This is a genomic window from Phormidesmis priestleyi ULC007 (assembly GCF_003003695.1).
In the GTDB taxonomy this organism is placed as follows: domain Bacteria; phylum Cyanobacteriota; class Cyanobacteriia; order Leptolyngbyales; family Leptolyngbyaceae; genus Phormidesmis_A; species Phormidesmis_A priestleyi_A.
Genome location: NZ_PVWG01000042.1, coordinates 16,818 through 39,294 on the forward strand (window position 1 = coordinate 16,818; position 22,477 = coordinate 39,294).

Here is a 22,477-nt window from a genome sequence, read left to right on the forward strand (position 1 = left end):
GCAATTCGCCAAAGTTTGGCTGTTTTTAGAGTCCGCTTCAAGTTGCTGATCGCGTTTAAATATTTGTAAAGAAAAGTTTTATTTCTAAAAAATTTGTTAAACAAAATTCACATCTCTCTGGCAAGGTAGAAATTTGCGGACATTTCCAGTTAGGATCGATCACTATGGGAAAACGTTTTTCTTGGATTCGCTTACTGTCTAAGTTTGCTCTGGCGATCGCCCTCATTTGGGGCATTGTGGCTCCTTCTGCTGGCGCTTTTACCGACGAGCAACGGCTGGTCAACGAAGTTTGGCGGATTGTCGATCGTGCTTATGTCGATTCCAGCTTTAATCATCAAAATTGGTGGGCAATTCGAGAGAAATATTTAAAGCAACCGCTGCCCGATCGCGAAGCCAGCTATACCGCAATCCAGCAGATGATCGCGGGGTTGGATGATCCGTTTACGCGCTTGCTGAAGCCCGATCAATATCGCAGCTTGCAAACCAGCACGTCTGGAGAACTGACGGGGGTAGGGTTACAGATTTCGTTAGATCCAGAGACAAAGCGGCTGAGGGTGATTGCTCCGGTTGAAGGATCGCCTGCCGCCAAGTCAGGAATTCGACCCGCAGACAACATTTTGATGATTGATGGCGTTTCGACCGAAGGGCTATCACTCGACGATGCGGCTGAACGGATGCGAGGTCAGATCGGCAGCCGAGTCACGCTGACGATCAGTCGGAAAGATGAAGCAGCTTTAGACGTTGATTTGGTGCGCGATCGCATTGAGTTAAACCCGGTTTATGCGGAGTTGCGTCCTCAACCCGATGGCAAAAAACTTGCCTACTTGCGGCTGAGTCAATTTAACGCCAACGCTACGGCTGAGGTGGCACACGCGATCGCCCGACTTGAAAAACAGGGAGCCGATGGCTACATTCTAGATTTGCGAAACAATCCTGGTGGGTTGCTGCAAGCTGGGATTGACATCGCGCGGCTGTGGATTGATGAAGGCACGATCGTCTATACCGTCAATCGGCAAGGCACGATGGGCAGCTTTGAAGCGATGGGAGATGCTTTAACTAAAGATCCAATGGTCGTTTTGGTCAATCAGGGCACTGCCAGCGCCAGCGAGATTTTAGCAGGCGCTTTGAAGGATAACGGACGGGCGATCATTCTGGGTGAAAAAACCTTTGGCAAAGGGTTGATTCAATCTCTGTTTGACTTGTCCGATGGAGCGGGACTGGCTGTCACCGTTGCGAAGTATGAAACGCCGAGCCACAAAGATATCAACAAGTTGGGAATCGTCCCGGATCAAGTGGTGCCGCTTGACCCCATCACGCTCGATCAGATTGGAACGCCTAGCGATCGCCAATACAAAGCGGCTATAGACGCGATCGGGTCTGATGCTCTGGTTGCAGGTGCAAGTTAAAGAGAGAACAATCGACCTGTCCTTTACCGTTCATTCTTTTGCTGCCCAACTCTGAGCGAACCTATCACGATCCTTTACATGGTGCGATTACTCTTAACAGCAGCGATTCTACCGAAGCGTTGCTGATCCGCTTGATTGACACGCCTGCGTTTCAGCGATTGCGACGAATTCGGCAGTTAGGCCCAGCGAGTTTGACGTTTCACGGGGCAGAGGGTTCGCGATTTACCCATTCATTGGGCGTGATGGCAGTGGCTCGGCGGGCGTTTGATCGCCTGGCCAAATCCTATCCTCAGCTACAAGTTCATCGCCCTGTGGTGCTGTGTGCGGCACTGTTGCACGACATTGGACATGGGGCTTTCAGTCACACGGCTGAAGAGGTTTTTGGCTGCGATCACGAGCACTGGACGCGGCGCATCTTGCGAGAATATCATCCGATTTGTGAACTGCTCGATCGCTTTCATCCAAATCTGTTAGATCAGATTGAACAAACTTACTTAAAAAAATATCCGGTGCCCTTGGTGTCGCAGTTGGTGTCGAGTCAGCTTGACTGCGATCGCCTCGATTATTTGATGCGCGATAGTTATTTTACGGGGGCATCTTACGGCAAGATTGACCTCGATCGCATTCTCATGGCACTAAGATACGATCCGGTCAGTCAGCAATTAGTGGTAGCGCAGAAAGGCATCGCGGCGATCGAGCATTACCTGATCGTCCGCTATTTTATGTATGCCCAGATTTATAACCATCCCAAAAATATTGCGGCGACTTGGGTATTGAATCAAACGTGCGATCGTGCCCGCACTCTGCTTCAGGCTAACCAGCTAACTGCCGATGAAACCGTCACCGCCTGGTTGAGTGAAGACTGCAATCAAATCACACTCGATCAATATCTATCTGCCGATGATGGGGTGTTTGTTTACCATTTACAGCGTTGGCAACATCATCCTGACGCGGTTTTGGCTGATTTATGTCGGCGTTTTTTAGACCGAGACTTGCTAAAGGCGCTAGAGGTTAGTCATTTAGGGGAAAGCGATCGCCAGACACTTCTAGACAAAGTGCATTATTTATTAACAGAAGCTGGATTTGTCCCCAACTATTATGCAGGGCTGAGAACTTTTATCAATCGAGGTTACACGCTCTATCAGCGAGGAATTAATCTCCAAACATCAACGGGTTTGCAAGAAATCAGTGAGTTATCACCGCTTGTCAAAACGCTGACTCAACCCGTGGAAAAAGTTTGGCTCCTGTACCCGCGAGAGATTGAGGCTGAGTTGTTGGCGGTGATTATCTAAGCGATCGCTGGTTCAGTTGCACTTTCTTCGGAAGCAGGCAGTACGATCGGAATTGCTGCGTTCACCAGCGTTGTCAAAATACCCGTCTGTTCCTGCCCATTGGTCGCTAAGTCGCCATAGCAAAGAAATATTCGTTCTTCGGCGCGACCTAATAGATCGAGCAAAATTCGTCTTAAGCGCTGCTCGTTAGAAGTCTGCGTGTCATCGGCTGTCCAAGTCTTGCCCGACCAATCTTGCAAGAACAAAGGAGCCGCAAATAGCGAGTCTACCCCACTCAGCCAGCGAGTTGACCCCGCATCTAGCCAAAACTGCCAACGGTGAACACGCCGACTAGACCGATATTGAAACACCGTTGCTAAGGTGACGGCATTGCTAGCAGGCCCGATCGGTCTAACTGGAAACGGATTGGCGGTCACAGTTCCTTGTCTGAGCAATTGAACAAATCGGCTCACCGTCATTGAGGGAGGCGCGTCGGTTTTATCAATTTTTCTCAGTCGAGCATCAACCTCCCAATAATGCTGTGCGGTTTCAATCAGTTCTCTCAAAGCGGCGAGTTGATCAAAAGGCAGATGACTTCCGCCCAAAAAGAATCGTTGAATGGCTCGATCGAGCAACACTACCGGACTTGCAAGCAACCGTTGTGATAGTTGTGATCGCTGCCCGTCTATCCACAGCACAATCTCTTCATAGGCTTTAGTGGTTTGATATCCCAACCGATCCCAGCGCGGAAAGGTAACAGCAGGAAGCAAACAAGGACGATCGGGGTGAGGCTCAAAACAGTGATCGGCGATCAGTCCGGCACGAACTGGATCGATGAGGAACGATGAAGCGTGAAAAGATGAAGAAATCTCGTCAGAGTCGCGATCGGGCGGAGTTTGTGAACTCGATTTTTGGCTTAAGACGACAAGCATTTCGGCGATCGTGTCTCGATCAACCAATCGCCCTAAACCTGGGTAGACGAGCGTTAGAAGCGTCAACAACGCTCGAATAATTGGGCTACTAGACAGGGGACGCTGATCATTGAGCGTTTCGACCGGAATGCCTCGACGGGTGAGAATGGCAGCCAGCGCGTAGCGAGAGATCGGATCGATACCCGGCCCAATCAAGGCAATTTCTCGCGGCTCAACCTGTCCTGATTGGATGGCTTTGGTAATCACATCGCCAGTTTGCCGGAGTAGTTGTGCTTGAGTCGTGGTTTGAATGGTCTGGACAGACTCCGGGAGCGTGGCGAAGAAGACCGGATCAGTGACTAATTCTACGATCAACTCACTCAGATTATCAGCGAGACAAGTGACGACTCGATCGCTCAAAACTTCTTGCTGACATTGGAGAGCTAATCCTTGTAGATAGCTTGGGTCTGCCCCCAACCCTTGCCGCACGGCTCCATCAGCGTTAAAGCTAAAGGCTCCTGCAACATTCTGGTTAAGCAAAAACTCAAACAGATGACGCGCGATCGCGGGATATTCATCGACATCATCGGCTAAGACTGCCTGATAACGCTGGGTCAGGTGTTGCTGATAGGTGAGGTCAGTCAGCAAATAGCGCCAATATAGCTCGGCAATCAGGCTATAGGTCAGCAGTCCACGACGCAGACACCAGGTACGCCAGCGCTGAAGCATTTCACAGACCGTTTCGTAGGGCAAAGGTAGTTCGCTCCCCGGTTCGTCTGTTTGCCTGGGTAAGCCCTGCTCTAGAAGAGTTGGAATGTCTTCGATCGTGATTCCGCTTAAATTCGCTAACTGCATCAAGTCTAGAATTCGTCGCACGAGTCGCGCTTCTGAGATGCCCGATCGCCCGATCGCGTCATCAAGTTCTACTCTCCAAAGACGAGTCGCGAGTTCTTGCTCGTTTTCGGGGCGAAGTCTGACTGGAAACTGTGCTTTTAGCCCCAAGTTTTGAATCAGCAGCGACCAGAACAGCATCACCTCATCTTCAAAAAATCCCAGGGGAGTCGTGGCTCTAAAAGGACACTTGCCTTGAGTGGCTGCTGTCAGCCGATCGACCAGATCGAGACGGTTATCGCCGATCGCCGCCAGCACCAGCACACCAATGTTTGCCTGATTAGAGGATGGCTCGATCGCAGGGCGAACCCAGTCGCAAAACTGACGGACTAATCGTGTCGTTTTGCCGCTTCGTGTCGCACCGATGACCCAAATAGATTGTGAAAGCACAAATTAGCCCTAGATGAATTTGTTAGGATACTTAGCGACTCCAACTTTTGGCACTCACAACGCCTGATGTTGATAGACGCTAAGACTCTCTCTATCGTAGATCGTTACAAAAAGCAGGTTTAAAATAAACTGTGTCAACGATCGTCTGATTTCAAAACGGCTTGGCTTATTCTCTCTACACTGTCTGAATCAACATGTTCTCTTCAGTTATACCGTGTTCAATATTACTCAGTGATTGCTGCAACTGAGCAGATAAGCAACTTGTCTCTGACCCGCAAATTGTGGTCAAATCACTACAGCCGAGGGAGAGCGATTTTAAGTTTGTGCCATGAAAACATCAATTTTTGCTAGATTTAAGAGTTATCTAACCCGCGCCGAACGGTGGTATTTAGAAACACCCGATCGCGCTTTAGACCAAGCTTATGATTCTGCATTAAAAATTAAAGCGATCGAAGATGAACATTTTAATAGCAAAAAGATCGCACCCAATTCGACGAATATGAGTCCGAATGTATTCGCTTTTTTTGAAGCGGATCTGAAGAAATATCTCAAGACAGTGCGGCTAGGGCTTTCAGAATTCAAACTCAGCCGATCAACTCTAAATGTCACGAATCCTGCTCTGTCCGATCGCCCGTTAAGAATGAGCGAGACACCCGAAGTAGCTTCTTCTCGATTAGTGCCAATGGCGAGAGATAAACCCGCCATCATGATCGAGAAGCTCAGGTTTATTGACGAGGTGTTAGCAAGATATCACACAGAAAATTTGTTGACGGTTTCTTCAACCTCATTGGTTCCGATTCAAGACAATAATAATGGTGCCGTGAGCATCAATCTTGACGAAATTGATGCGGTTTCTTATGCGCCTAACTCCGATCGGATTGCCGACTTTGAAACGGTCTCTGACAAAACGGGTTTATTACCTCGATCAATCTTAGGAACGTTAAATCGTCTCAAGCGAGACTTAGACCCTAAATCTGAACAGGAAGTCGTTCAAACATTTCGCAGTTCTAAAGTTAAAACTGTTTTAGCACTAAGATTTATCCTAACTTTGATTTTAGTTCCGTTGCTGGTGCAGCAAGTTTCCAGAAACATCTTACTGTCTAACAACTTCGCCTTCGGAGCGGCGATCTCTAGGCAATTTAAAGCGGAGGAACAAGGCAGCATTTTCATCAATTCTGAGATGGCAGAAGAGGCTCTTGGAGAACTGAAACGCTATGAAGAACTGCTCAATTTTGAAAACTTAGTCAGTGAAACTCTGGGTCGCGCTCCGATCGTGGGCGAAGAAATCGAAGCCAGAGTGAAGGAGAAAGCAGGAGAAATCGCGGACACTTTTGCTTATCAAAGTGGAGACGCAATTAAAAACTGGATCTCCGATATTTTGGCGGCGATCGCGCTGACGATCGTGCTACTCAAAAGCAAAAGAGAGATTGCTATTTTTAAGTCTTTCATTGATGAAATTGTCTATGGTTTAAGTGACAGCGCTAAAGCATTCATCATTATTTTATTCACAGATATCTTTGTAGGGTTTCACTCTCCGCACGGTTGGGAAGTGTTGTTAGAAGGAATCGCAAGACACTTTGGACTTCCGGCTAGTCACAATTTCATCTTTTTGTTTATTGCGACGTTTCCAGTGATTTTGGATACGATTTTCAAATACTGGATCTTCCGTTATCTCAACCGAATTTCACCGTCAGCAGTGGCAACCTATAAGACAATGAACGAATAGTTTTTCTAATCACAATCAAGCGTGTCTCGTGTCTTTCGACCTGTCACCGGGTTAACCCCTTTTGCTGATTTGCAGAGCAGCTTTTGAGCATCTTCTCGAAACTCAACCTCTGTAAAATCGGCTCCCTCGATCGTCGCTCCCTCAAACTTCGCATTAAAGGCAAATGCTCCTTCTAAGATCGCATTCGTCAGATTTGCATTCACAAATCGAGCCGTATCCAGTGTGCTGTTGCTGAGGTTTGCCCCTTGCAGATTTGCACTTTCTAAATTGGCACCAAACAAACTCACTCCTCGAAGATCGCTGTTGCTGAGGTTGATCTCTCGCAGATTTGCCTTCGTGAAACTAGAGTCAGTCAAGACTCGATTAGAAAAGTCGGCGCGAACCAAAAAATCTTTGTCGTAGTCTTCTGCGAGAACTGGGTCAGAAATCATGCCCACAACCCACAGCCAAAACAACAAAACTAGAACAAACCTTTTCATCAGCAAAGAGATAGCTAGACGCAACTCAGTGAACCAGCATTGCCTAGATTGAACAGATAGGACGTTAGGAGGACAACTCATTTTTTATCTCTTGGATCTAACAGTTTATTGCAGCAAATAATCTGGGCACCTTGAGAGTAAACCGTCAGATAGCGAAGACGTTCTCATCCCAAGTCATCTACTTTGATAGTACCTGAATCTGTGAACCCACCTGCATCCTCCAGTTTTGCTAAAAACACTAGGGCGACCATTGGCGTTTTAGGCGAAGAATTCGTTGCAGACTGGCTACGATCGCAAGATTGGCAAATTCTGCATCACCGCTGGCACTGCCGTTTGGGAGAAATTGACGTGATTGCTCAATCTCAAATGCCTCAGTGTTTGACATTTGTGGAAGTCAAAACTCGCAGCAAGGGCAATTGGGACAGTGACGGACTGTTAGCCATCACGCCTAGCAAGCAGAAAAAGCTTTGGCAAACCGCTCAGTTGTTTCTGATGGCTCACCCCGACTTGGCAACGCTGCCCTGCCAATTTGATGTGGCGCTTGTGCGTTGTCAATCTGCCCCAAAAAAAAGAGCACAAGATTTAACCCCCGGCTCTTTGTTGCTACAGAAATCTCAATTGCCTTTTCCGGCTGAGTCAGATCTACCGATGACTCGCACGATCGCAGGCTATCAACTCACGCTTCATCACTACATCCCCGAAGCGTTCACTCTCTAAATGACTATGCCAATGTTTCGGGACAGTAGCCCAAACCTTGAACAAATTGCTTACGAAATTCTTCAATCTCTTGACGATCGGGGGTGCCATGAGAAACGACCGCAACTTGGTAGCGTTGCATCACGTCGATCGGCGACTGTCCAGTTTCTAGACCCCAAAGTGCCATCTGTACCCGAATGCCGGGTTGATAAGAGATGCCTAACTCGTTTAGGAATGCGCGTAAGTCGCCATCCTGTTGAGGTGAGAGAGCCTGGCTCATTTTCACCTTGACTACCCAACCATCAATCTGATGAATCACGGTCATAAAGCCAACGGGCAGGTGATCCATCGAGTGAAGATATTCAACGATTCTCAGGGTGAGACTGGCATTCGCGAGGTAGTAGAGGTATTCCATATCCGTTTGATCGAGCAAATGCTACTTCTTTATAATCTCTTCAAATGCTCAGAGCCAGTAGGGTGAATGCACCCGACATCTTATGCGTAAATTCACCCAATTTTAAAAACGGGAGTAGGTAGAGCGCGAATAGCTCTCGTGATTTAATAAGAAAATTAACTGCTATCACTCATGCTCGATCGTGTGGATGCCGACTTCTTACTTTCTGCTTATGATTATGAGTTGCCAAAAGAGCAAATTGCTCAAACTGCGGCGATCCCCAGAGATAGCGCTCAACTGTTGGTTGTAGACGATCAGACTCAGCATAGTCACCACATTTTTCGCGAGTTACCCGATTTGCTCAAGTCTGGAGATCTGCTAGTTCTTAACAACACGCGAGTGCTTCCAGCAAGACTCTATGGGCAAAAACCTGGCGGCACTGAGGTAGAAGTGCTGTTGTTAGAAGAACAGCAGAAAGATCAATGGTTAGCGCTGGTTAAACCCGGCAGACGACTAAAACCTGGCAGCAAAATTCTGTTTACTCCCTTGCGTTCAGACTGCTCTATCAGCTTGAGCGCGATCGTGATTGCCAGCGACGAGGCGACGCGAGGCAGAATCATCGAGTTTGAAATCTCCGGCAACCACTCTTTGCTTGACGTGTTGGATCAGTTTGGGCAACTTCCCCTGCCGCCTTACATTACCGATCGCGATTCTCAACCAGAGCAATATCAGACCGTTTATGCCGATCGTCTAGGAGCGGTCGCTGCGCCAACTGCGGGGTTGCACTTTACGCCAGAGCTGCTCGATCGCCTTCAACAAAAGGGAATTGATCAGGCATTTGTGACCCTTCATGTCGGGGTGGGAACCTTTCGTCCTGTTGAGACAGAAGACATCACGCACCATCAAATGCACGGGGAATGGGTTGAGGTATCGCCTGAAGCCGTTGAGCAAATTCGTCAAACTAAGAATCGAGGCGGGCGAGTGATTGCAGTCGGAACGACGAGTGTGCGATCGCTAGAAGCTGCCGCTCAAACGGGTGAGATTCAGCCTTACTACGGCAAAACTTCGCTGTTTATTTACCCCGGCTATCGATGGCGCGTAGTGGAAGGGTTGATTACAAATTTTCATTTGCCTAAATCCAGTTTGTTAATGCTAGTGAGTGCTTTAATCGGACGAGAACGATTGCTCAAGCTCTATCAAGACGCGATCGAGCAACACTATCGTTTCTATTCGTTTGGAGATGCCATGCTTATTTTGCCAGAAGCAAAAATAGATTTGACTAGAGAATGCGGCGATCGTTTGTAGTTTACAATCTGATCTCAACTGATAGAAAGCCGAGTGTTCGCGATGACCACAGACCAGAAGATAGACCGGATCGAGCAAAACTTAGAGATTCTGACGGTTCACGTCGGCAGACTTACCGAAGGTTTGACTGAATTTCGAGCCGACACGGCAGAAATCAAAGAAATGATCCGTCAGCAGATCATCGTGAATCGTGATCTTGCTGAAACAGTCAGACAACAGGGAGAACAGCAAACAGCCTCGCTCGATCGCTTGAGTGAGCAGATTACTCGTCAAGGCGAACGGCAAACAGCCGCGATTGATCGCTTGAGTGAGCAAATCACCCGTCAAGGCGAACAGATTACTCGTCAAGGGGAGCAAATCGCTCGGCAAGGCGAACGGCAAGAGCAAGCAAGTAACCTTTTTAGAGAGGATTTAGCAGAAATTAAAGCAATGATTCGCGAAAATGCAGATACGACCAAGCAGCAGGCTGATGTAGCTAAACAGCAGGCTGATGTAGTTTCACGATTGACTGGAATTGTGGAGCAGCTAATCCAAAATCGAAACTGAGGGAATCTGATTTTCTGCTACATCAGATTCATTGGGTCGATATCGATCGCTAAACTCACCGTTGATCCGCAGTGCGATCGCAGCGCCTCCCAATCAATCAGCCCAGTCTCAACCTGAGACGGAACTTTTAGCAAAATTTGCCAGCGATAGCGACGGGCAACTCGCAAAATCGAAGCAGGAGCCGGCCCAAGCAATTCACAGTCAGGCTGCGATTCGCTTCGTAAAGCTTTAAACGATCGCTCTAAAAATTCTCCCACTCGTTCTGCGGCTTTCTGCACCGCCACGGGGTTGACTCCGCTCAACCGCAGCAAGATCAACCGTCCATAAGGCGGATAGTTAAGCGCCTCTCGCTGCTCAAGCTCGGCAGCCACAAATGGCTCATAAGCCTGACGTTTGACCGCCTCAATCACAGGATGTTCTGGTGCGTAGGTTTGCAGAATGACTCGTCCTAGTTCGTCGCCTCGCCCTGCCCGCCCCGAAACTTGAACGAGGGTTTGAAAGGCACGTTCACTGGCTCGAAAATCTTGTAGATTCAATAACCCATCTGCTGCAATGATGCCTACTAGAGTGACTTGAGGCAGATCGATGCCTTTAGTGAGCATCTGCGTTCCGACCAGCAAATCTGCACCGCCTTGAGCAAAATTGGTGAGTAGCGATCGGTGAGCGCCTTTTGCCCGAGTGGTATCACTATCAAACCGAATCACGCTCAAGTCAGGAAACTGCCGCGTTAATTCTTCGGTGACTCGCTGAGTGCCGCTGCCAAACTGTTTGAAATAAGGAGACTCACATGCCGGACAGTGAGACGGTTGAGACTGAGCGTGGTTGCAGTAATGACAGCGCAAAAGCGGTTTTGCGTCAGCGTGAGTGTGGTGATAAGACAGAGACACATCGCAGTGAGGGCACTCCATCACATAGCCACAACTGCGGCAAGAGACAAAAGTGCTGTGTCCTCGTCGATGAATAAACAATAAGCCTTGCTGACCCCGCTCTTTGAGTTGCCGCAGCGCAGACTGGAGCGATCGACTAAAAATCGAGCCATTGCGATCGCGCAGTTCTTGTCGCATATCGACGATTTCGATCGCAGGCATGGGACGATCGTAAACCCGTTTAGGAAGAGACAAATAGAGCGAGGGATGAGGTTCTCTTTTTTCATCCTTTGCAGCTACCCAAGATTCTAAAGAGGGCGTTGCTGAACCTAAAATCAAAGGACAGTTTTCTAACTCGGCGCGCCATTGAGCTACTGTGCGAGCGTGATAACACGGGGCTGGCTGGTCTTGTTTAAAGCTGGAATCGTGTTCTTCATCGAGGACGATCAGACCCAAGTGGGGCAGTGGGGCAAAAATTGCCGATCGCGTCCCGATCGCCACTTGTGGGCTACCGCTCAACATCTGTCGCCAAGTATCGTAGCGTTCGCCTTCTGAGAGAGCGCTGTGATAGACGCAGACTCGATCGCCAAACCGGGCCCGAAAACGATCGGTTAACTGGGGCGTTAATCCAATCTCTGGCACCAGCACCAAAGCAGACTGACCACACTCTAAAATGGGCGCGATCGCTTGTAGATAGACTTCGGTTTTGCCTGAGCCAGTTACGCCATGCAGCAAAACTTGAGTAAATTCAGACTGCTGACGAATTTGCGCCAAAGCATCGGCTTGCTCAGGCGTTAAGTTACGAGAGATATCTGCTTGTGTCGTGCCGCCCTGCTCTGCCCGCAGCACCTCTCGAAGCTGGATCACCACATAGCCTTTGCTCTCTAACTTTTTGAGCATGGCTGAACTGGTGTGACTCATTTGCAGCAGTTCGTTGAGCCAGGTTTCACCGCCCTGACGCTTGAGCATCTCTAGAATCTCGCGCTGACGATCGGTTAAATCTGGCAAAAACTCAGTCTTCACCAGCGTCACAGCCTGTTTTGCTTTAGGGCGAACAGTTTTAGGAGGTTCTAAATAACTTTCGACAAGCTGCCGTTTCAGAAGTTCTTGCAGCCCTCGATTGGCGTTTTGCACCTGTCGTTGCACAAACTGCCACGAATAATCACCTGTTTTGCTGGCTCTGAGTACGTCGAGAATTTGTTGAGCCGAGGCGGTAAGGAAAGCATCGGGAATGGTTTGTTTTTGTAATCGGATTCGACGCTGCGATCGCGTCAGCAATCCCGGCGGCAGCGCAACTTTCACCACTTGCATTAAAGAAGTGTGGTAATAATGCGCGACCCGACTCAGCAAACTCCAATAAGACGATGGAAAAAAACCAGCGCTGACGATCGCTTCGACTTCTCGAATTTGCTTAGGGTCAAGATCTAGCGGCAGCGCATCGAGAAAGCGAATCGCGATCGCACCGACTTGTTGTGTCCCAAACGGCACACTTAATATGTCACCCGTCTGAACTTGCAGGTCGATCGGCAGCTTATAAGTGTAAAACCCTTGAGCACCCGGACAATCAACTAGCACCTCAACCCAACGATTTTGTGGCGGCTCGATCGAGTAGGTTGCCGATGGTTCAGCAACAGAAGCAATTACAGCGCTAGACAAAGACTCAAACATATCAAAATGCTTTAGGCGTAAGAATCTTGACGAATTAACAGACGATCGCGGATCTCAACGCTTGGTAACTCAGGACACAAACTCGATTTTTAACTAGTTCAATTGAACTTATTCATCGATTTTAGCCTGAGAAAAAACAGACGGAAAAGCTTGATCGCTCTGGGCTGAATAAGATTAGCAGACAAATGCAAAAAATTGCGATCAACTTTCTCACTATCGATAGAGATGCAAACCCGATCGGGTGTGGGAGTCTGTAAGAGCAGTCCAAGGAGCACAGAGCAAGTTTCCGACGCATTTTGTTTCAAGGCTTACGGAAAGTTTTGTTGCTACCGCTAGGATCTAACTAAACTCAAAACCATGCGGAACTGCTTTTACCGATCGGAACTATTGAAGATTTCCTAACAGCAGAATTCTTCAATTTGAATGAGGTTACTAATTTCCAATAGACTGATCGGTCTGCAATCAAATCATCCATAAAAACTTGTCAAGAATACTCGATGGGGAGGGCATTGAAGACCGATTCTATAAAGGTCTAATTAAAGTATTTTTCTTTCATAGCCATAGGTCAACCGACCTGAACGACCTCTGACTAGGCAACCCTAGGTTCTGTAGTCATCTCTAATTTTGCTCGTAAAAATCATAAAATCCCTGCGATTTTTGTTGAGCTTTCTCCTTCAGACGCGTTGAGTAAAACTACCTCGATACTGTATTCATATGAACGAACAAAGCAAGAGTTCTAACACAGGAATTCTCTCCGATCGTGAATTAGATTTTGCAATAGACGTTGCTGATTTAGATTCAGTTGACTCCCTGCAACTAGCTCCAGATGCCGACCTTGAAGGTGCCCCTATTGTTGAGCTAGAAGAACCTGATCTCGAAGGGCTGGAAGATGTCGCCGCCGAAATGGCAGATGTCGAGCAGTCTATCGATGAAGCTGAAGTCGATCAGATCGCTACGGCACGATCGGCAGGCTATAGCAAAACGATCGCCGATGATGCGGTCGGAGCATTCTTTAAAGAAATGGCGCGCTATCCCCTCCTTAAGCCTGATGAGGAAGTAGAACTGGCTCGACGAGTGCAATATCTAGTCGAAATGGAGGAACTGCACCGCCAGGTTTATCAAGAATTGGGGCGCATTCCTACGAAAATTGAGTTAGCCGCCAAAATTGGGCTGAATGAGCGTCAGTTAGAACACCGCCTACACCGCAGCCGAGTCGCCAAGCGGAAGATGATTCGATCAAACTTGCGTCTCGTGGTCTCGATCGCTAAACGATATCTCAATCGCGGCGTGCCGTTTCTAGATCTGATTCAAGAAGGGGCGCTGGGGCTAAACCGGGCCACTGAGAAGTTTGATCCTGATAAAGGATATAAGTTTTCGACCTATGCTTATTGGTGGATTCGGCAGGGAATCACGCGCACGATCGCCAACGATGCCCGCACAATTCGCCTCCCAATTCACATTGTTGAAAAGCTCAATAAGCTCAAGAAAGCACACCGCGATCTCAAGCGAGAGCTAAATCGCAATCCAACCGAGGCAGAACTTGCAGAGTCGTTAGAACTGAACGTCGAGCAGCTACAGCATCTTCAGCAGGTGCGTCGCCAATCCTTATCGCTCAATCACCGAGTCGGCAAGGGCGAAGACACCGAACTAATGGACTTGCTAGAAGATGGAGACACCCAATCACCCGAATCGCAGATGACCGAAACCATGCTGCGTCAAGAAATCTGGGAGGTTTTGGGAAATGTGCTGACTCAGCGCGAGAAAGACATCATTTCTTTGCGCTATGGTCTGACGACTAGCAAACCTTGCACCTTAGAAGAAGTCGGCGGCATCTTTAACTTGTCTCGCGAACGGGTGCGACAAATTCAAAGCAAGGCGATGCGGAAGCTGCGGCGACCTCAAATCGCAGAACGACTAAAAGGCTGGCTGGGCTAGACAAAACTCCGCAATTTAATCAATTTGGACTTTGGGTTTTGGGTTTTGGGTTGAAGTTCAATCTAGAATCTAAAGTCTGAAGTTCAAATTTCGCTATGAATTCTCCACTCACCATTCGATTCGCAACGCCTGCTGATGTTCCCGCACTATTTTCTTTAATTCAAGCACTGGCGGAGTATGAGAAATTATCAGATGCGGTTACAGGAAGCCCAGATCAGCTTGCCGATCATTTGTTTGGTGTTCGACCCTATATAGAGACGATCGTCGCCGAACATACAGAACAGGTCGTGGGTTTTGCGCTTTTCTTTCACAACTACTCAACGTTTTTGACAAAACCAGGCATCTATTTAGAAGACTTATTCGTTTTGCCTGAATATCGAGATCAGGGAATTGGCAGAGCCTTGCTGACTTATCTGGCTCAGTTAGCGGTCGATCGTGGCTGTGGGCGTTTAGAGTGGAGCGTTTTAGATTGGAACGAACCTGCGATCGGATTCTATCAGCGCATGGGAGCGACCGTTCTTCCCGATTGGCGGACGTGTCGAGTCACAGGTGATGCTTTGACCGCGATGGCGCAACAGAATGATTAAAACACTGTGGCTATTGGCAAAGTGTCCCCAGTCTTGTAAAACGAGAGCAGGGATCTAATGGAAAGCGAGGCAACGATCGTGGCTATTTGGGTCAATGAACAAGTCGATCCGTCAGGACTTCTCTATGCCTGCATCGCCTGCTGTGACGAAACTCAGGCCCAAGAATGTCACGCAGCTTTTGAAGAAAATCTCACCGCCATTCAAAAGTCAGAAGGCTGGGTTGCCCGCATTCGCACGGTCACTTCCTGGGAAGACGTTCCGGCAAGCGCCCTGAAGTTGAACTAGATAACGCACCAATTTTCTAAATCTTCCTTAGCCTATAAGAAGGACAGAGAGAACTTTTGGAGCGATCGCTATGTATGTATTGATTGGGGGTGCAGGGCTAATCGGACTCAATTTGGCACAGCGATTAGTCGATTTAGGGCACACCGTTGCGATCATCGATATTAACCCTGCTGCCTGTCGCTATGCTCGTGAACAGCTAGGGGTGATTGCTTTTGAAGGTAGCGCTGTCAGCACCGAGATTCTCATAGAAGCCGGAATTCGCAAGGCAGATGCGCTGGCTGCGGTGTTGCGAGACGATGCGCTGAACCTGGCAATGGTGACGCTTGCCAACCACTATGGAGTGCCGCATATTGTCGTGCGAATGCGCCATCGAGATTTTGCCGAACCTTATCGGTTTGCGGGTGCGACTCATGTGATTAACGCGATCGAGCTTGCCGTCTCCACGATGGTCAACGTGATTGAATATCCCGAAGTGGAATCAATGATGCATTTTGAGCAAGGTCAGATTGAAGTCGTCAAGCTATCGATTTCTGCAAACTGCAATGTTGTGGGGCGAAGTGTTGCCGAAGTGGCTCAAGATCCTAAGTTTCCTAGCGGTTCACTGATTATCGGCTATCAGCCTCACGCTCACATGGATTTAGCGATCCCCAACGGAAGCACCGTTTTAGAGCCAGAATCGACGGTGCTAATCGCCACAAAGCCAGGAGTCATGCATCAGATGATTGATTTCATTCAAAAGTGTGTTTGATTAACGTCAGTTCGCTTCGTTCTTCAGCGCTTCAGCCCCCTAAATCCCCCAATTCTGGGGGACTTTAAGCCCGGAATTTGGGTTCAAAGTCCCCCAAGTTTGGGGGATTTAGGGGGCAGCCCGGATTTGCAACCGTAGCGAAAAGCTTCATCGAATTCACGCTTGAGAATTCACGCTTGATTAGTCGTCTTCTAGTGCCAATAGCTTCTCATCAATGGCTTTTAAGCGCGATCGAACAACTTCCTCAGACAAAATTCGCTTACGGAGGGCATCGTTGAGGGCATTTTTTTCGGCTAACAGCAATCGGCGACGCACTGCCTCAAAGTGAGAATGATTGATGCTGGTTTGCTTGTCTGAGCGGCGATTATAAAAGTCTCGCAGCGATCGCTCCGCAGACGCAACTCGAATTTGATAGCTCGATCGCATTTCTTCATAAATCGATTTGGGCAAAACGCCTCCTTTCAGCAGCGTGTCTAACTCATCCTGCGCGGCTTTCGCAGTCATTAGTTGAGATTGCAATCCTTCAATCCACTGCTGCGACTCTGAAGTGTGAGACAGTTTCAACCGTCCGATGAGCCAGGGAAGACTGACCCCTTGACCGACGAGGGATAACAGCACAGTTCCAAACACGATCGCGATTAGTTCTTCTCGCCCCGCCAGACTTATAGGCAAACTCAAGGCAAGCGCCATTGACAGCGACCCTTTGATGTTGCCCAAGAAAAGAACGTGCTGCCACCGAAAAGGAATGGTGCGATCGAACTTCCCTACGACTGCAAGTAAAGGATAAACCGAGAGAAACCGCCCCGTTTGGTAAGCCAAAACTGCGAGTAAAACCGCAGGCAGTGTCTTTCCTAATGTCGAGAGATTGATTTCTAGCCCAATCAGCAAAAAGATAAACGTGTTTACGCCAAATCCTGCATATTCCCAAAAGCTCAAAACCGTGATGCGGCTAGAGGCGGAGACACTGCGAGAAAGCTCTAAATTACCAATCACTAAACCTGCAACCACGACCGCAACGACCCCTGAAACCCCCAAAAATTGACCAATCTGAAAGGCGCTCAGGGCGATCGCTACAGTCAACAAAATACTGCTGAGAGGGTCGTCTTCCGATCGCACATACAGCCCGATCCCCAAATATCCCAGCACCAATCCCACGATCAGACCGCCCACAATGACGATCACCAGTTCCTTTAAGCCTGCACCGATCGTGACTGACCCAGTGCTATAAAACTTGAGAATCAGGCTAAACAGCACCAATGCGATCCCGTCATTAAAAAGGCTTTCTCCTTCTACGATCGTGATCAGCCGCGACGGAACCGAGATTTCTTTAAAGATGGCAATCACAGAAACCGTGTCTGTAATCGCCAAAATCACGCCGACCAATAACGCTGGCACCCAAGCTAAACCCAGCCCAAACTTTAGACAGAGCGCCGTTACAGCGCAAGAAATCACAACGCCAGGGCCCGCCAACAGCAAAATCGGCTTGAGAGTACTTCGTAATCGGCTGATGTCTGTGTTAATCGATGCCTCAAATAACAGAATTGGCAGAAACAAATTAATGATCAGGGAAGAATCTAGTCCGATGCGACGGGGCAGCACTTCTGAGATCGCCAATCCTGCTAGAACTAGTCCACTCACATAAGGCACCCGCAGCCGACGAGATAGTAGGGCCACGATCGTTGCCACCAACAGCAAAATAATTAAAACGGTTACCAGTTCGGCAAAATGCCCCTGATCGCCCCCTACCAACGCAAGTATTTGTATCATCAATCCGCAACTCCTCAAACGTCATCAATTCCCCACAAACCGTGCCCCGCTTGTCAGTTTCTTCAACTAAACTGAACAAAGGTTCTATTAATGAGAACTCAGATCACGCTTCCCATTTCGACCCAATTCCACCTCGCGTTTAAGGATTAAATCTGTGAGTCCAGAAACCCTCGTTAGCCCCTCCACAATTGCTCCACTCGCCGCACCCTATAGCCAGGCTGAGTTTGATGATTATGTGATGACCACCTACGGGCGTTTTCCCTTAACGTTAGAGCGAGGGTCGGGCTGTCGAGTGTGGGATGACCAGGGGCGCGAATATCTCGATTTTGTTGCCGGAATCGCGACCTGCACACTGGGTCACGCTCACCCGGCAATGGTGGCGGCGGTGACTCAGCAAATTCAAACCTTACACCACGTCTCTAATCTCTACTACATTCCGCAGCAGGGCGAACTTGCAAAGTGGCTGGTCGAGCATTCTTGCGCCGATCGAGCTTTTTTCTGCAACTCTGGCGCAGAGGCCAATGAAGGCGCAATCAAGCTAGCTCGAAAGTATGCCCACACCGTTCTCGACATTGAGAACCCAATCATTTTAACGGCTCATGCCAGCTTTCACGGACGAACCCTCGCCACCATCACCGCGACCGGACAGCCTAAATATCATCAGGGCTTTACGCCGTTGGTTTCTGGCTTTCACTATGTGCCCTACAACGACATTGCAGCCCTAGAAGCCACCATTGCGGATCTCGATCGCGATCAGCGTCAAGTTGCAGCCATTTTGCTAGAAGGTCTTCAAGGAGAAGGCGGCGTACGTCCAGGAGATATTGCCTATTTTCAGCGCGTTCGTGAGATTTGTGACGAAACTGGCATTCTTTTGATGATGGACGAAGTGCAAGTGGGCATGGGTCGGACGGGTCATCTCTGGGGCTACGAGAATCTAGGCATTGAGCCAGATGTCTTCACCTCCGCCAAAGGGTTAGGGGGGGGCATTCCGATCGGGGCGCTGCTCTGCAAGTCGTTCTGCAATGTCTTTAAGCCTGGGGATCACGCCAGTACGTTTGGCGGCAACCCCTTTGCTTGTGCAGTGGCTTTAGCGGTTTGCCACACGTTAGAGCAAGACAACATTTTAGAAAATGTGCGCGATCGGGGCGAACAACTTCGGGCAGGTTTGCAAAAACTCGCCGAAAAGTTTCCGATGCTGGTGGATGAGGTGCGCGGCTGGGGCTTGATCAACGGCATGGAGCTAGTGGCGGATGTGGTGCTCACTTCTGGTGATATCGTCAAATCGGCAATGAATGAAGGCGTTCTCTTGGTGCCTGCGGGCCCGAAGGTGTTGCGCTTTGTGCCGCCGTTGATTGTCACAAGTGAAGAAGTCGATCGGGCCCTGCAATCGGTCGATCGAGCGCTGACTGCGGCAGTGTCTTAGCTTTTCTTCTTGAATAAGCGCCCAGTGTGTATACAATAGAGGACTGTATGAAATCGCATCAAAGAATTCGGAGACGCTAATATGTCACGTAAATGTCAACTGACGGGAAAAAAGGCAAATAACGGCATGGCCGTCTCCCACTCTCACCGTCGCACCAAAAAATTGCAGGAAGTCAATTTGCAGTGGAAGAGAGTTTGGTGGGCAGAAGGCAAACGCTGGGTAAGGTTGCGGCTTTCCACCAAGGCAATCAAAACTTTAGAACTCAAGAGCCTCAGTGCTTTTGCTAAAGAAGCTGGACTCGATTTAAGTCGGCTATAAAAAATAAATTGTTTTATTTTAATGCGGCTGGGGTGATTTATGTGTGATCACCCCAGTTTTGTTGTGTTTATAAATTCTGCCATTGCTGAACGCCGCGACAAGTTGGGTAGGGGCAATCCCCCCGGGGTTGCCCTCCGTCAGGGGTAGGCACGGTTTGGGGAGGGTAGGCACGGGGGCGCTACCCCTACGACCATTTCATTTCCTTGTTTGCCTAAATTCTTTTTGAATTCATCTATTAGAATATTTTTAGTGCAATGATGGCTCTTTCAAGCAAGGTGGGTAATATTGTTCCATCCAACCTCACAGAAACTTTAAAAAACAAATTCAGTGCTTGTATGATCTTTGCAAAGTAGAACCTGCCAATTAACGGTATTCACTCACCTCAAACTCATGTGTCCGTAATCTTTCGTCCGTAATTTCAAAAGCTGTAGAACTTGTCCTGGTCGCTCTGAACCGATCGACAAGTCGAGCCCGTAGGTTTGCGGTTGACGATCGCCTCGATTTATCAAGATAGTAGAAAGATCAGCCAACGATATATAGAGTTTTGATAAACTCTCCTGACCATCGATTGACTAGATAGTGGGTCAATGCCTGACCATGGATAAGCTAGGACTCATGTAAGTTCTACGATCGTAAACCCGAATTTTCTGCGATCGCCCCTCGACTAATCAAAGACTGAATTTCTGAACTCGCACTTTTTCTGCAAAAACAGCAGCTATGTCAAATCGCAAACTCGTCAAGGCAATTCAGGGTTTCTTCCATGCCCTTAAGAGGCTTCAGCAAACTGTGACCAAGGGGCTAGTTAATTGGCTGCTCCGAAGTGCATTAAAGAAAAATCGAGGGACTAGACTCGCCAACTCTGGCTTTGTCTTGCCGACGACCGTTTTGCTGATTTTGGTGGTCACGCTCACCGTAGGCGCGCTGACTTATCGGGCTTATAATCGCAACGCTCAGGTGATCGGGGAAAATCAGCAGCGGATCATTTATAACGCTGCGACTCCGGCGATCGATCGGGCCCGCTCTAAGCTAGAGTTTCTGTTTGATGCCACCAAGGACAATCGCTACCCTGGCGGTGTGCCTAGCGAGGGTCGTCTGCTGTCAATGTTGCTAAATGAAGACTCTCCAGGAGCCGCACTCCCACGGCTGTCAGCAGCTAAAGATAAAGATGGCAAGTCGATCGATGTCTACTCGCTGCCCGACGAACAGCGAGTAGACTTAAACGGTGGCGGAGCCGATAATGCTTGGTCATTCCGCACAGATACAGACGGAAACGGAACGCCAGATGCAACCGTCATTTACTCCGTTATCTTTAGCAACCCTACCGAAGGAACCGCAAACCCTCAAGAACTTTTACTTAAAAAAACAGACTCTCAGAAAGCGCAGAAGTTGTGGGTTCGGCACGGTCCGCTCAGTAAAGAGTCAAGCGCCGTTCAATGTGGCTCTGGGGCTGGAGGCACTGAAGGCGGCTGGTTTGAAGATCGAGGGGGCAATACTTCGATTCTTCGGAAAAATTTTCAGGTGGATGCGATGGTCATCCCAGACGCGGCAAACTCAACGGCGGTGACGTTGGAGTTTCATCAAGACCGTCAGCTTAACCGAGGCAACAAGTGGGGAGCCTGGTTCCGTAATGATTTAGAAGTTTTTCCAAACCCGCCCTTCAACTGGAACGGGGCAATGCACACTGAAGGCAGCATGATGCTCGGTGGTAGCAACTTCACTGCCCACTTGATTAGCGCTCCTGCATCCTGTCTATTCAACCCTGCCGAGAACTCTGGAATCACAGTCACCGATACGCCTGACTTTAAAGGCACGGTTGTTGCAGGCAGGATAGGAGACAATAAAACCGACGGTAAAGCTAACATCTATATCTATGACACCACTCCTAGGAAAGTAGAGCTAAACAGTGGCACTGACTCTACTAAGGGCACTACGCTCGGCCCTTATGATGTCTCGATCGACCCAAAACTTATCCTGACTGAAGACAAATATCAGTATCGTGTAGCAACCAGAAAACCAGCAGACGTAGACGACTGGAAGAATCTTAAAGATCCAGGATTAGCCGAGCGCATCAGTTCCAAGAGTCAAGACAAGCCTTACGTCGATGATTTATATCGAGCCGACGATCGCTGGGGTCCTAAACCCAAATATGGGACAGGTGACACTGACAGGCTTGTGCCATCTGGAGACATGGGTAAACCGATCCCTTCAACCAGCGAAACTCTAATTTTGACGCAGGATGATAATAGTGTAGGAAGCACTGGAAGTGGGGTGGGTCTAGACGGCTACTGGGAGCGTCGAGCCAGATTCAACGGTTTGCGAATTCTCGTCGGCGAAAGGCTAGAACTGGGAAATCTCAATACTTGGGTGACACCCAATGGGGGAACTACCAACCCTGATTATGTGGAGGTTCAAACATCAGGCAATATTGCCCCAGATGACGAACGAGAAGGTGATCCGCTCTATCCTCCGACGATCGCGCCTTATCCAATCAGTCAAGCAAATGCAGCAGATGCAACGAAGAACTTAAAGCATCTAGACTTGCAGCGCCGCACTCTCAGAGATAATCTATCTGCGGTGCAGACGACTGCCGTTTATCACGCGGCTAAAGACCGAGATTATCCCGTCGCTTGTCTTGCCAGCACGGTTCACCCTGGCACACTCTCAACCCTTTACCAATCGATCAATTTTCTGCCGACTCAGTTTGCTGATGGGGCAACAGGTGCTAAAAACCAGCAGTTGCAGTCTAACTTCTTCACAGGTCAAGGCACTAACGGCTGGGAGTTTTCGGCAGGGCAAACGCATCTTAAAAATTACTGAGAATGAGTTCTAGGGTTTCGGGTGTTGATGCGGGAAGATCAACGCAAC

18 protein-coding genes are annotated in these 22,477 nt (G+C 48.8%); 13 read left to right on the forward strand and 5 right to left on the reverse strand.

Annotated features, from left to right (window positions below):
• The first annotated feature begins 164 nt into the window (after positions 1-164).
• Both ctpA and C7B65_RS21750 read left to right on the forward strand, forming a co-directional pair.
• Positions 165-1,406, forward strand: coding sequence for a carboxyl-terminal processing protease CtpA (ctpA, locus tag C7B65_RS21745; protein WP_073074723.1), 1,242 nt, complete (start codon positions 165-167; stop codon positions 1,404-1,406).
• Between the two features lie 38 nt (positions 1,407-1,444).
• On the forward strand, positions 1,445-2,698 hold the full coding sequence (locus C7B65_RS21750; RefSeq protein WP_073074724.1) for an HD domain-containing protein: 1,254 nt from the start codon (positions 1,445-1,447) through the stop codon (positions 2,696-2,698).
• Here C7B65_RS21750 and C7B65_RS21755 read toward each other — a convergent pair.
• Positions 2,695-4,869 (reverse strand): hypothetical protein, encoded by a 2,175-nt coding sequence (locus C7B65_RS21755; RefSeq protein ID WP_073074725.1) that lies wholly within the window; start codon positions 4,867-4,869, stop codon positions 2,695-2,697. The genes C7B65_RS21750 and C7B65_RS21755 overlap by 4 nt on opposite strands.
• 328 nt (positions 4,870-5,197) lie before the next feature.
• On the opposite strand from C7B65_RS21755, the gene C7B65_RS21760 reads away from it, so the two are divergent.
• Positions 5,198-6,595 (forward strand): proton extrusion protein PcxA, encoded by a 1,398-nt coding sequence (locus C7B65_RS21760; protein WP_073074726.1) that lies wholly within the window; start codon positions 5,198-5,200, stop codon positions 6,593-6,595.
• Between the two features lie 5 nt (positions 6,596-6,600).
• On the opposite strand, the gene C7B65_RS21765 is transcribed toward C7B65_RS21760, so the two are convergent.
• Positions 6,601-7,074 carry a pentapeptide repeat-containing protein gene (locus C7B65_RS21765; protein WP_073074727.1) on the reverse strand — a complete coding sequence of 158 codons (474 nt, stop codon included), beginning with the start codon at positions 7,072-7,074 and terminating at the stop codon, positions 6,601-6,603.
• 201 nt (positions 7,075-7,275) lie between these two features.
• On the opposite strand from C7B65_RS21765, the gene C7B65_RS21770 reads away from it, so the two are divergent.
• On the forward strand, positions 7,276-7,791 hold the full coding sequence (locus C7B65_RS21770; protein ID WP_073074728.1) for a YraN family protein: 516 nt from the start codon (positions 7,276-7,278) through the stop codon (positions 7,789-7,791).
• Positions 7,792-7,795: 4 nt separating this feature from the next.
• Here the strand turns inward: C7B65_RS21770 and C7B65_RS21775 are convergent, their stop codons facing one another.
• Positions 7,796-8,203, reverse strand: coding sequence for a hypothetical protein (locus C7B65_RS21775; RefSeq protein ID WP_425320473.1), 408 nt, complete (start codon positions 8,201-8,203; stop codon positions 7,796-7,798).
• A gap of 153 nt (positions 8,204-8,356) precedes the next feature.
• On the opposite strand from C7B65_RS21775, the gene queA reads away from it, so the two are divergent.
• Together queA and C7B65_RS21785 are read left to right on the forward strand one after the other, a co-directional pair.
• Positions 8,357-9,469 (forward strand): tRNA preQ1(34) S-adenosylmethionine ribosyltransferase-isomerase QueA, encoded by a 1,113-nt coding sequence (gene queA / locus C7B65_RS21780; protein ID WP_073074730.1) that lies wholly within the window; start codon positions 8,357-8,359, stop codon positions 9,467-9,469.
• A gap of 42 nt (positions 9,470-9,511) precedes the next feature.
• Complete coding sequence (locus C7B65_RS21785) at positions 9,512-10,015, forward strand: hypothetical protein (protein ID WP_106254125.1); 504 nt, start codon at positions 9,512-9,514, stop codon at positions 10,013-10,015.
• 17 nt (positions 10,016-10,032) lie between these two features.
• Here C7B65_RS21785 and priA read toward each other — a convergent pair whose 3' ends face one another.
• Positions 10,033-12,549 carry a primosomal protein N' gene (gene priA / locus C7B65_RS21790; protein WP_106254126.1) on the reverse strand — a complete coding sequence of 839 codons (2,517 nt, stop codon included), beginning with the start codon at positions 12,547-12,549 and terminating at the stop codon, positions 10,033-10,035.
• 714 nt (positions 12,550-13,263) lie between these two features.
• Between priA and C7B65_RS21795 the strand changes: the two genes are divergently transcribed.
• The 4 genes from C7B65_RS21795 to C7B65_RS21810 all read left to right on the forward strand — a co-directional run bounded on the left by C7B65_RS21795 (position 13,264) and on the right by C7B65_RS21810 (position 16,104).
• Positions 13,264-14,484 carry an RNA polymerase sigma factor, RpoD/SigA family gene (locus C7B65_RS21795; RefSeq protein ID WP_083583195.1) on the forward strand — a complete coding sequence of 407 codons (1,221 nt, stop codon included), beginning with the start codon at positions 13,264-13,266 and terminating at the stop codon, positions 14,482-14,484.
• Positions 14,485-14,579: 95 nt separating this feature from the next.
• Positions 14,580-15,071 carry a GNAT family N-acetyltransferase gene (locus C7B65_RS21800; protein WP_073074732.1) on the forward strand — a complete coding sequence of 164 codons (492 nt, stop codon included), beginning with the start codon at positions 14,580-14,582 and terminating at the stop codon, positions 15,069-15,071.
• Positions 15,072-15,128: 57 nt separating this feature from the next.
• Positions 15,129-15,356, forward strand: a complete 228-nt coding sequence (locus tag C7B65_RS21805; RefSeq protein ID WP_219898695.1) for a glycogen debranching protein — start codon at positions 15,129-15,131, stop codon at positions 15,354-15,356.
• Positions 15,357-15,426: 70 nt separating this feature from the next.
• Entirely contained in the window at positions 15,427-16,104 is a 678-nt protein-coding gene (locus tag C7B65_RS21810) for a potassium channel family protein (protein ID WP_073074733.1), read from the forward strand.
• A 180-nt stretch (positions 16,105-16,284) separates the two neighbouring features.
• On the opposite strand, the gene C7B65_RS21815 is transcribed toward C7B65_RS21810, so the two are convergent.
• A complete protein-coding gene (locus tag C7B65_RS21815) occupies positions 16,285-17,871 on the reverse strand; it encodes a cation:proton antiporter (RefSeq protein ID WP_073074734.1) in 1,587 nt (528 codons plus the stop codon).
• Between the two features lie 154 nt (positions 17,872-18,025).
• Here C7B65_RS21815 and C7B65_RS21820 point away from each other — a divergent pair, with 154 nt between their 5' ends.
• The 3 genes from C7B65_RS21820 to C7B65_RS21830 all read left to right on the forward strand — a co-directional run bounded on the left by C7B65_RS21820 (position 18,026) and on the right by C7B65_RS21830 (position 22,429).
• A complete protein-coding gene (locus C7B65_RS21820; protein WP_073074735.1) occupies positions 18,026-19,294 on the forward strand; it encodes an aspartate aminotransferase family protein in 1,269 nt (422 codons plus the stop codon).
• Between the two features lie 81 nt (positions 19,295-19,375).
• On the forward strand, positions 19,376-19,612 hold the full coding sequence (gene rpmB / locus C7B65_RS21825; protein WP_073074736.1) for a 50S ribosomal protein L28: 237 nt from the start codon (positions 19,376-19,378) through the stop codon (positions 19,610-19,612).
• 717 nt (positions 19,613-20,329) lie between these two features.
• Positions 20,330-22,429, forward strand: coding sequence for a hypothetical protein (locus tag C7B65_RS21830; RefSeq protein WP_073074737.1), 2,100 nt, complete (start codon positions 20,330-20,332; stop codon positions 22,427-22,429).
• Positions 22,430-22,477: the final 48 nt, after the last annotated feature.

Bases quoted from the DNA above. Each gene is read 5' to 3' on its own strand.
- ctpA (WP_073074723.1), top strand. From the start codon at position 165: ATGGGAAAACGTTTTTCTTGGATTCGCTTACTGTCTAAGTTTGCTCTG.
- C7B65_RS21760 (WP_073074726.1), top strand. From the start codon at position 5,198: ATGAAAACATCAATTTTTGCTAGATTTAAGAGTTATCTAACCCGCGCC.
- C7B65_RS21765 (WP_073074727.1), bottom strand. From the start codon at position 7,074: ATGAAAAGGTTTGTTCTAGTTTTGTTGTTTTGGCTGTGGGTTGTGGGC.
- queA (WP_073074730.1), top strand. From the start codon at position 8,357: ATGCTCGATCGTGTGGATGCCGACTTCTTACTTTCTGCTTATGATTAT.
- C7B65_RS21785 (WP_106254125.1), top strand. From the start codon at position 9,512: ATGACCACAGACCAGAAGATAGACCGGATCGAGCAAAACTTAGAGATT.
- priA (WP_106254126.1), bottom strand. From the start codon at position 12,549: ATGTTTGAGTCTTTGTCTAGCGCTGTAATTGCTTCTGTTGCTGAACCA.
- C7B65_RS21795 (WP_083583195.1), top strand. From the start codon at position 13,264: ATGAACGAACAAAGCAAGAGTTCTAACACAGGAATTCTCTCCGATCGT.
- C7B65_RS21800 (WP_073074732.1), top strand. From the start codon at position 14,580: ATGAATTCTCCACTCACCATTCGATTCGCAACGCCTGCTGATGTTCCC.
- C7B65_RS21805 (WP_219898695.1), top strand. From the start codon at position 15,129: ATGGAAAGCGAGGCAACGATCGTGGCTATTTGGGTCAATGAACAAGTC.
- C7B65_RS21810 (WP_073074733.1), top strand. From the start codon at position 15,427: ATGTATGTATTGATTGGGGGTGCAGGGCTAATCGGACTCAATTTGGCA.
- C7B65_RS21815 (WP_073074734.1), bottom strand. From the start codon at position 17,871: ATGATACAAATACTTGCGTTGGTAGGGGGCGATCAGGGGCATTTTGCC.
- rpmB (WP_073074736.1), top strand. From the start codon at position 19,376: ATGTCACGTAAATGTCAACTGACGGGAAAAAAGGCAAATAACGGCATG.
- C7B65_RS21830 (WP_073074737.1), top strand. From the start codon at position 20,330: ATGTCAAATCGCAAACTCGTCAAGGCAATTCAGGGTTTCTTCCATGCC.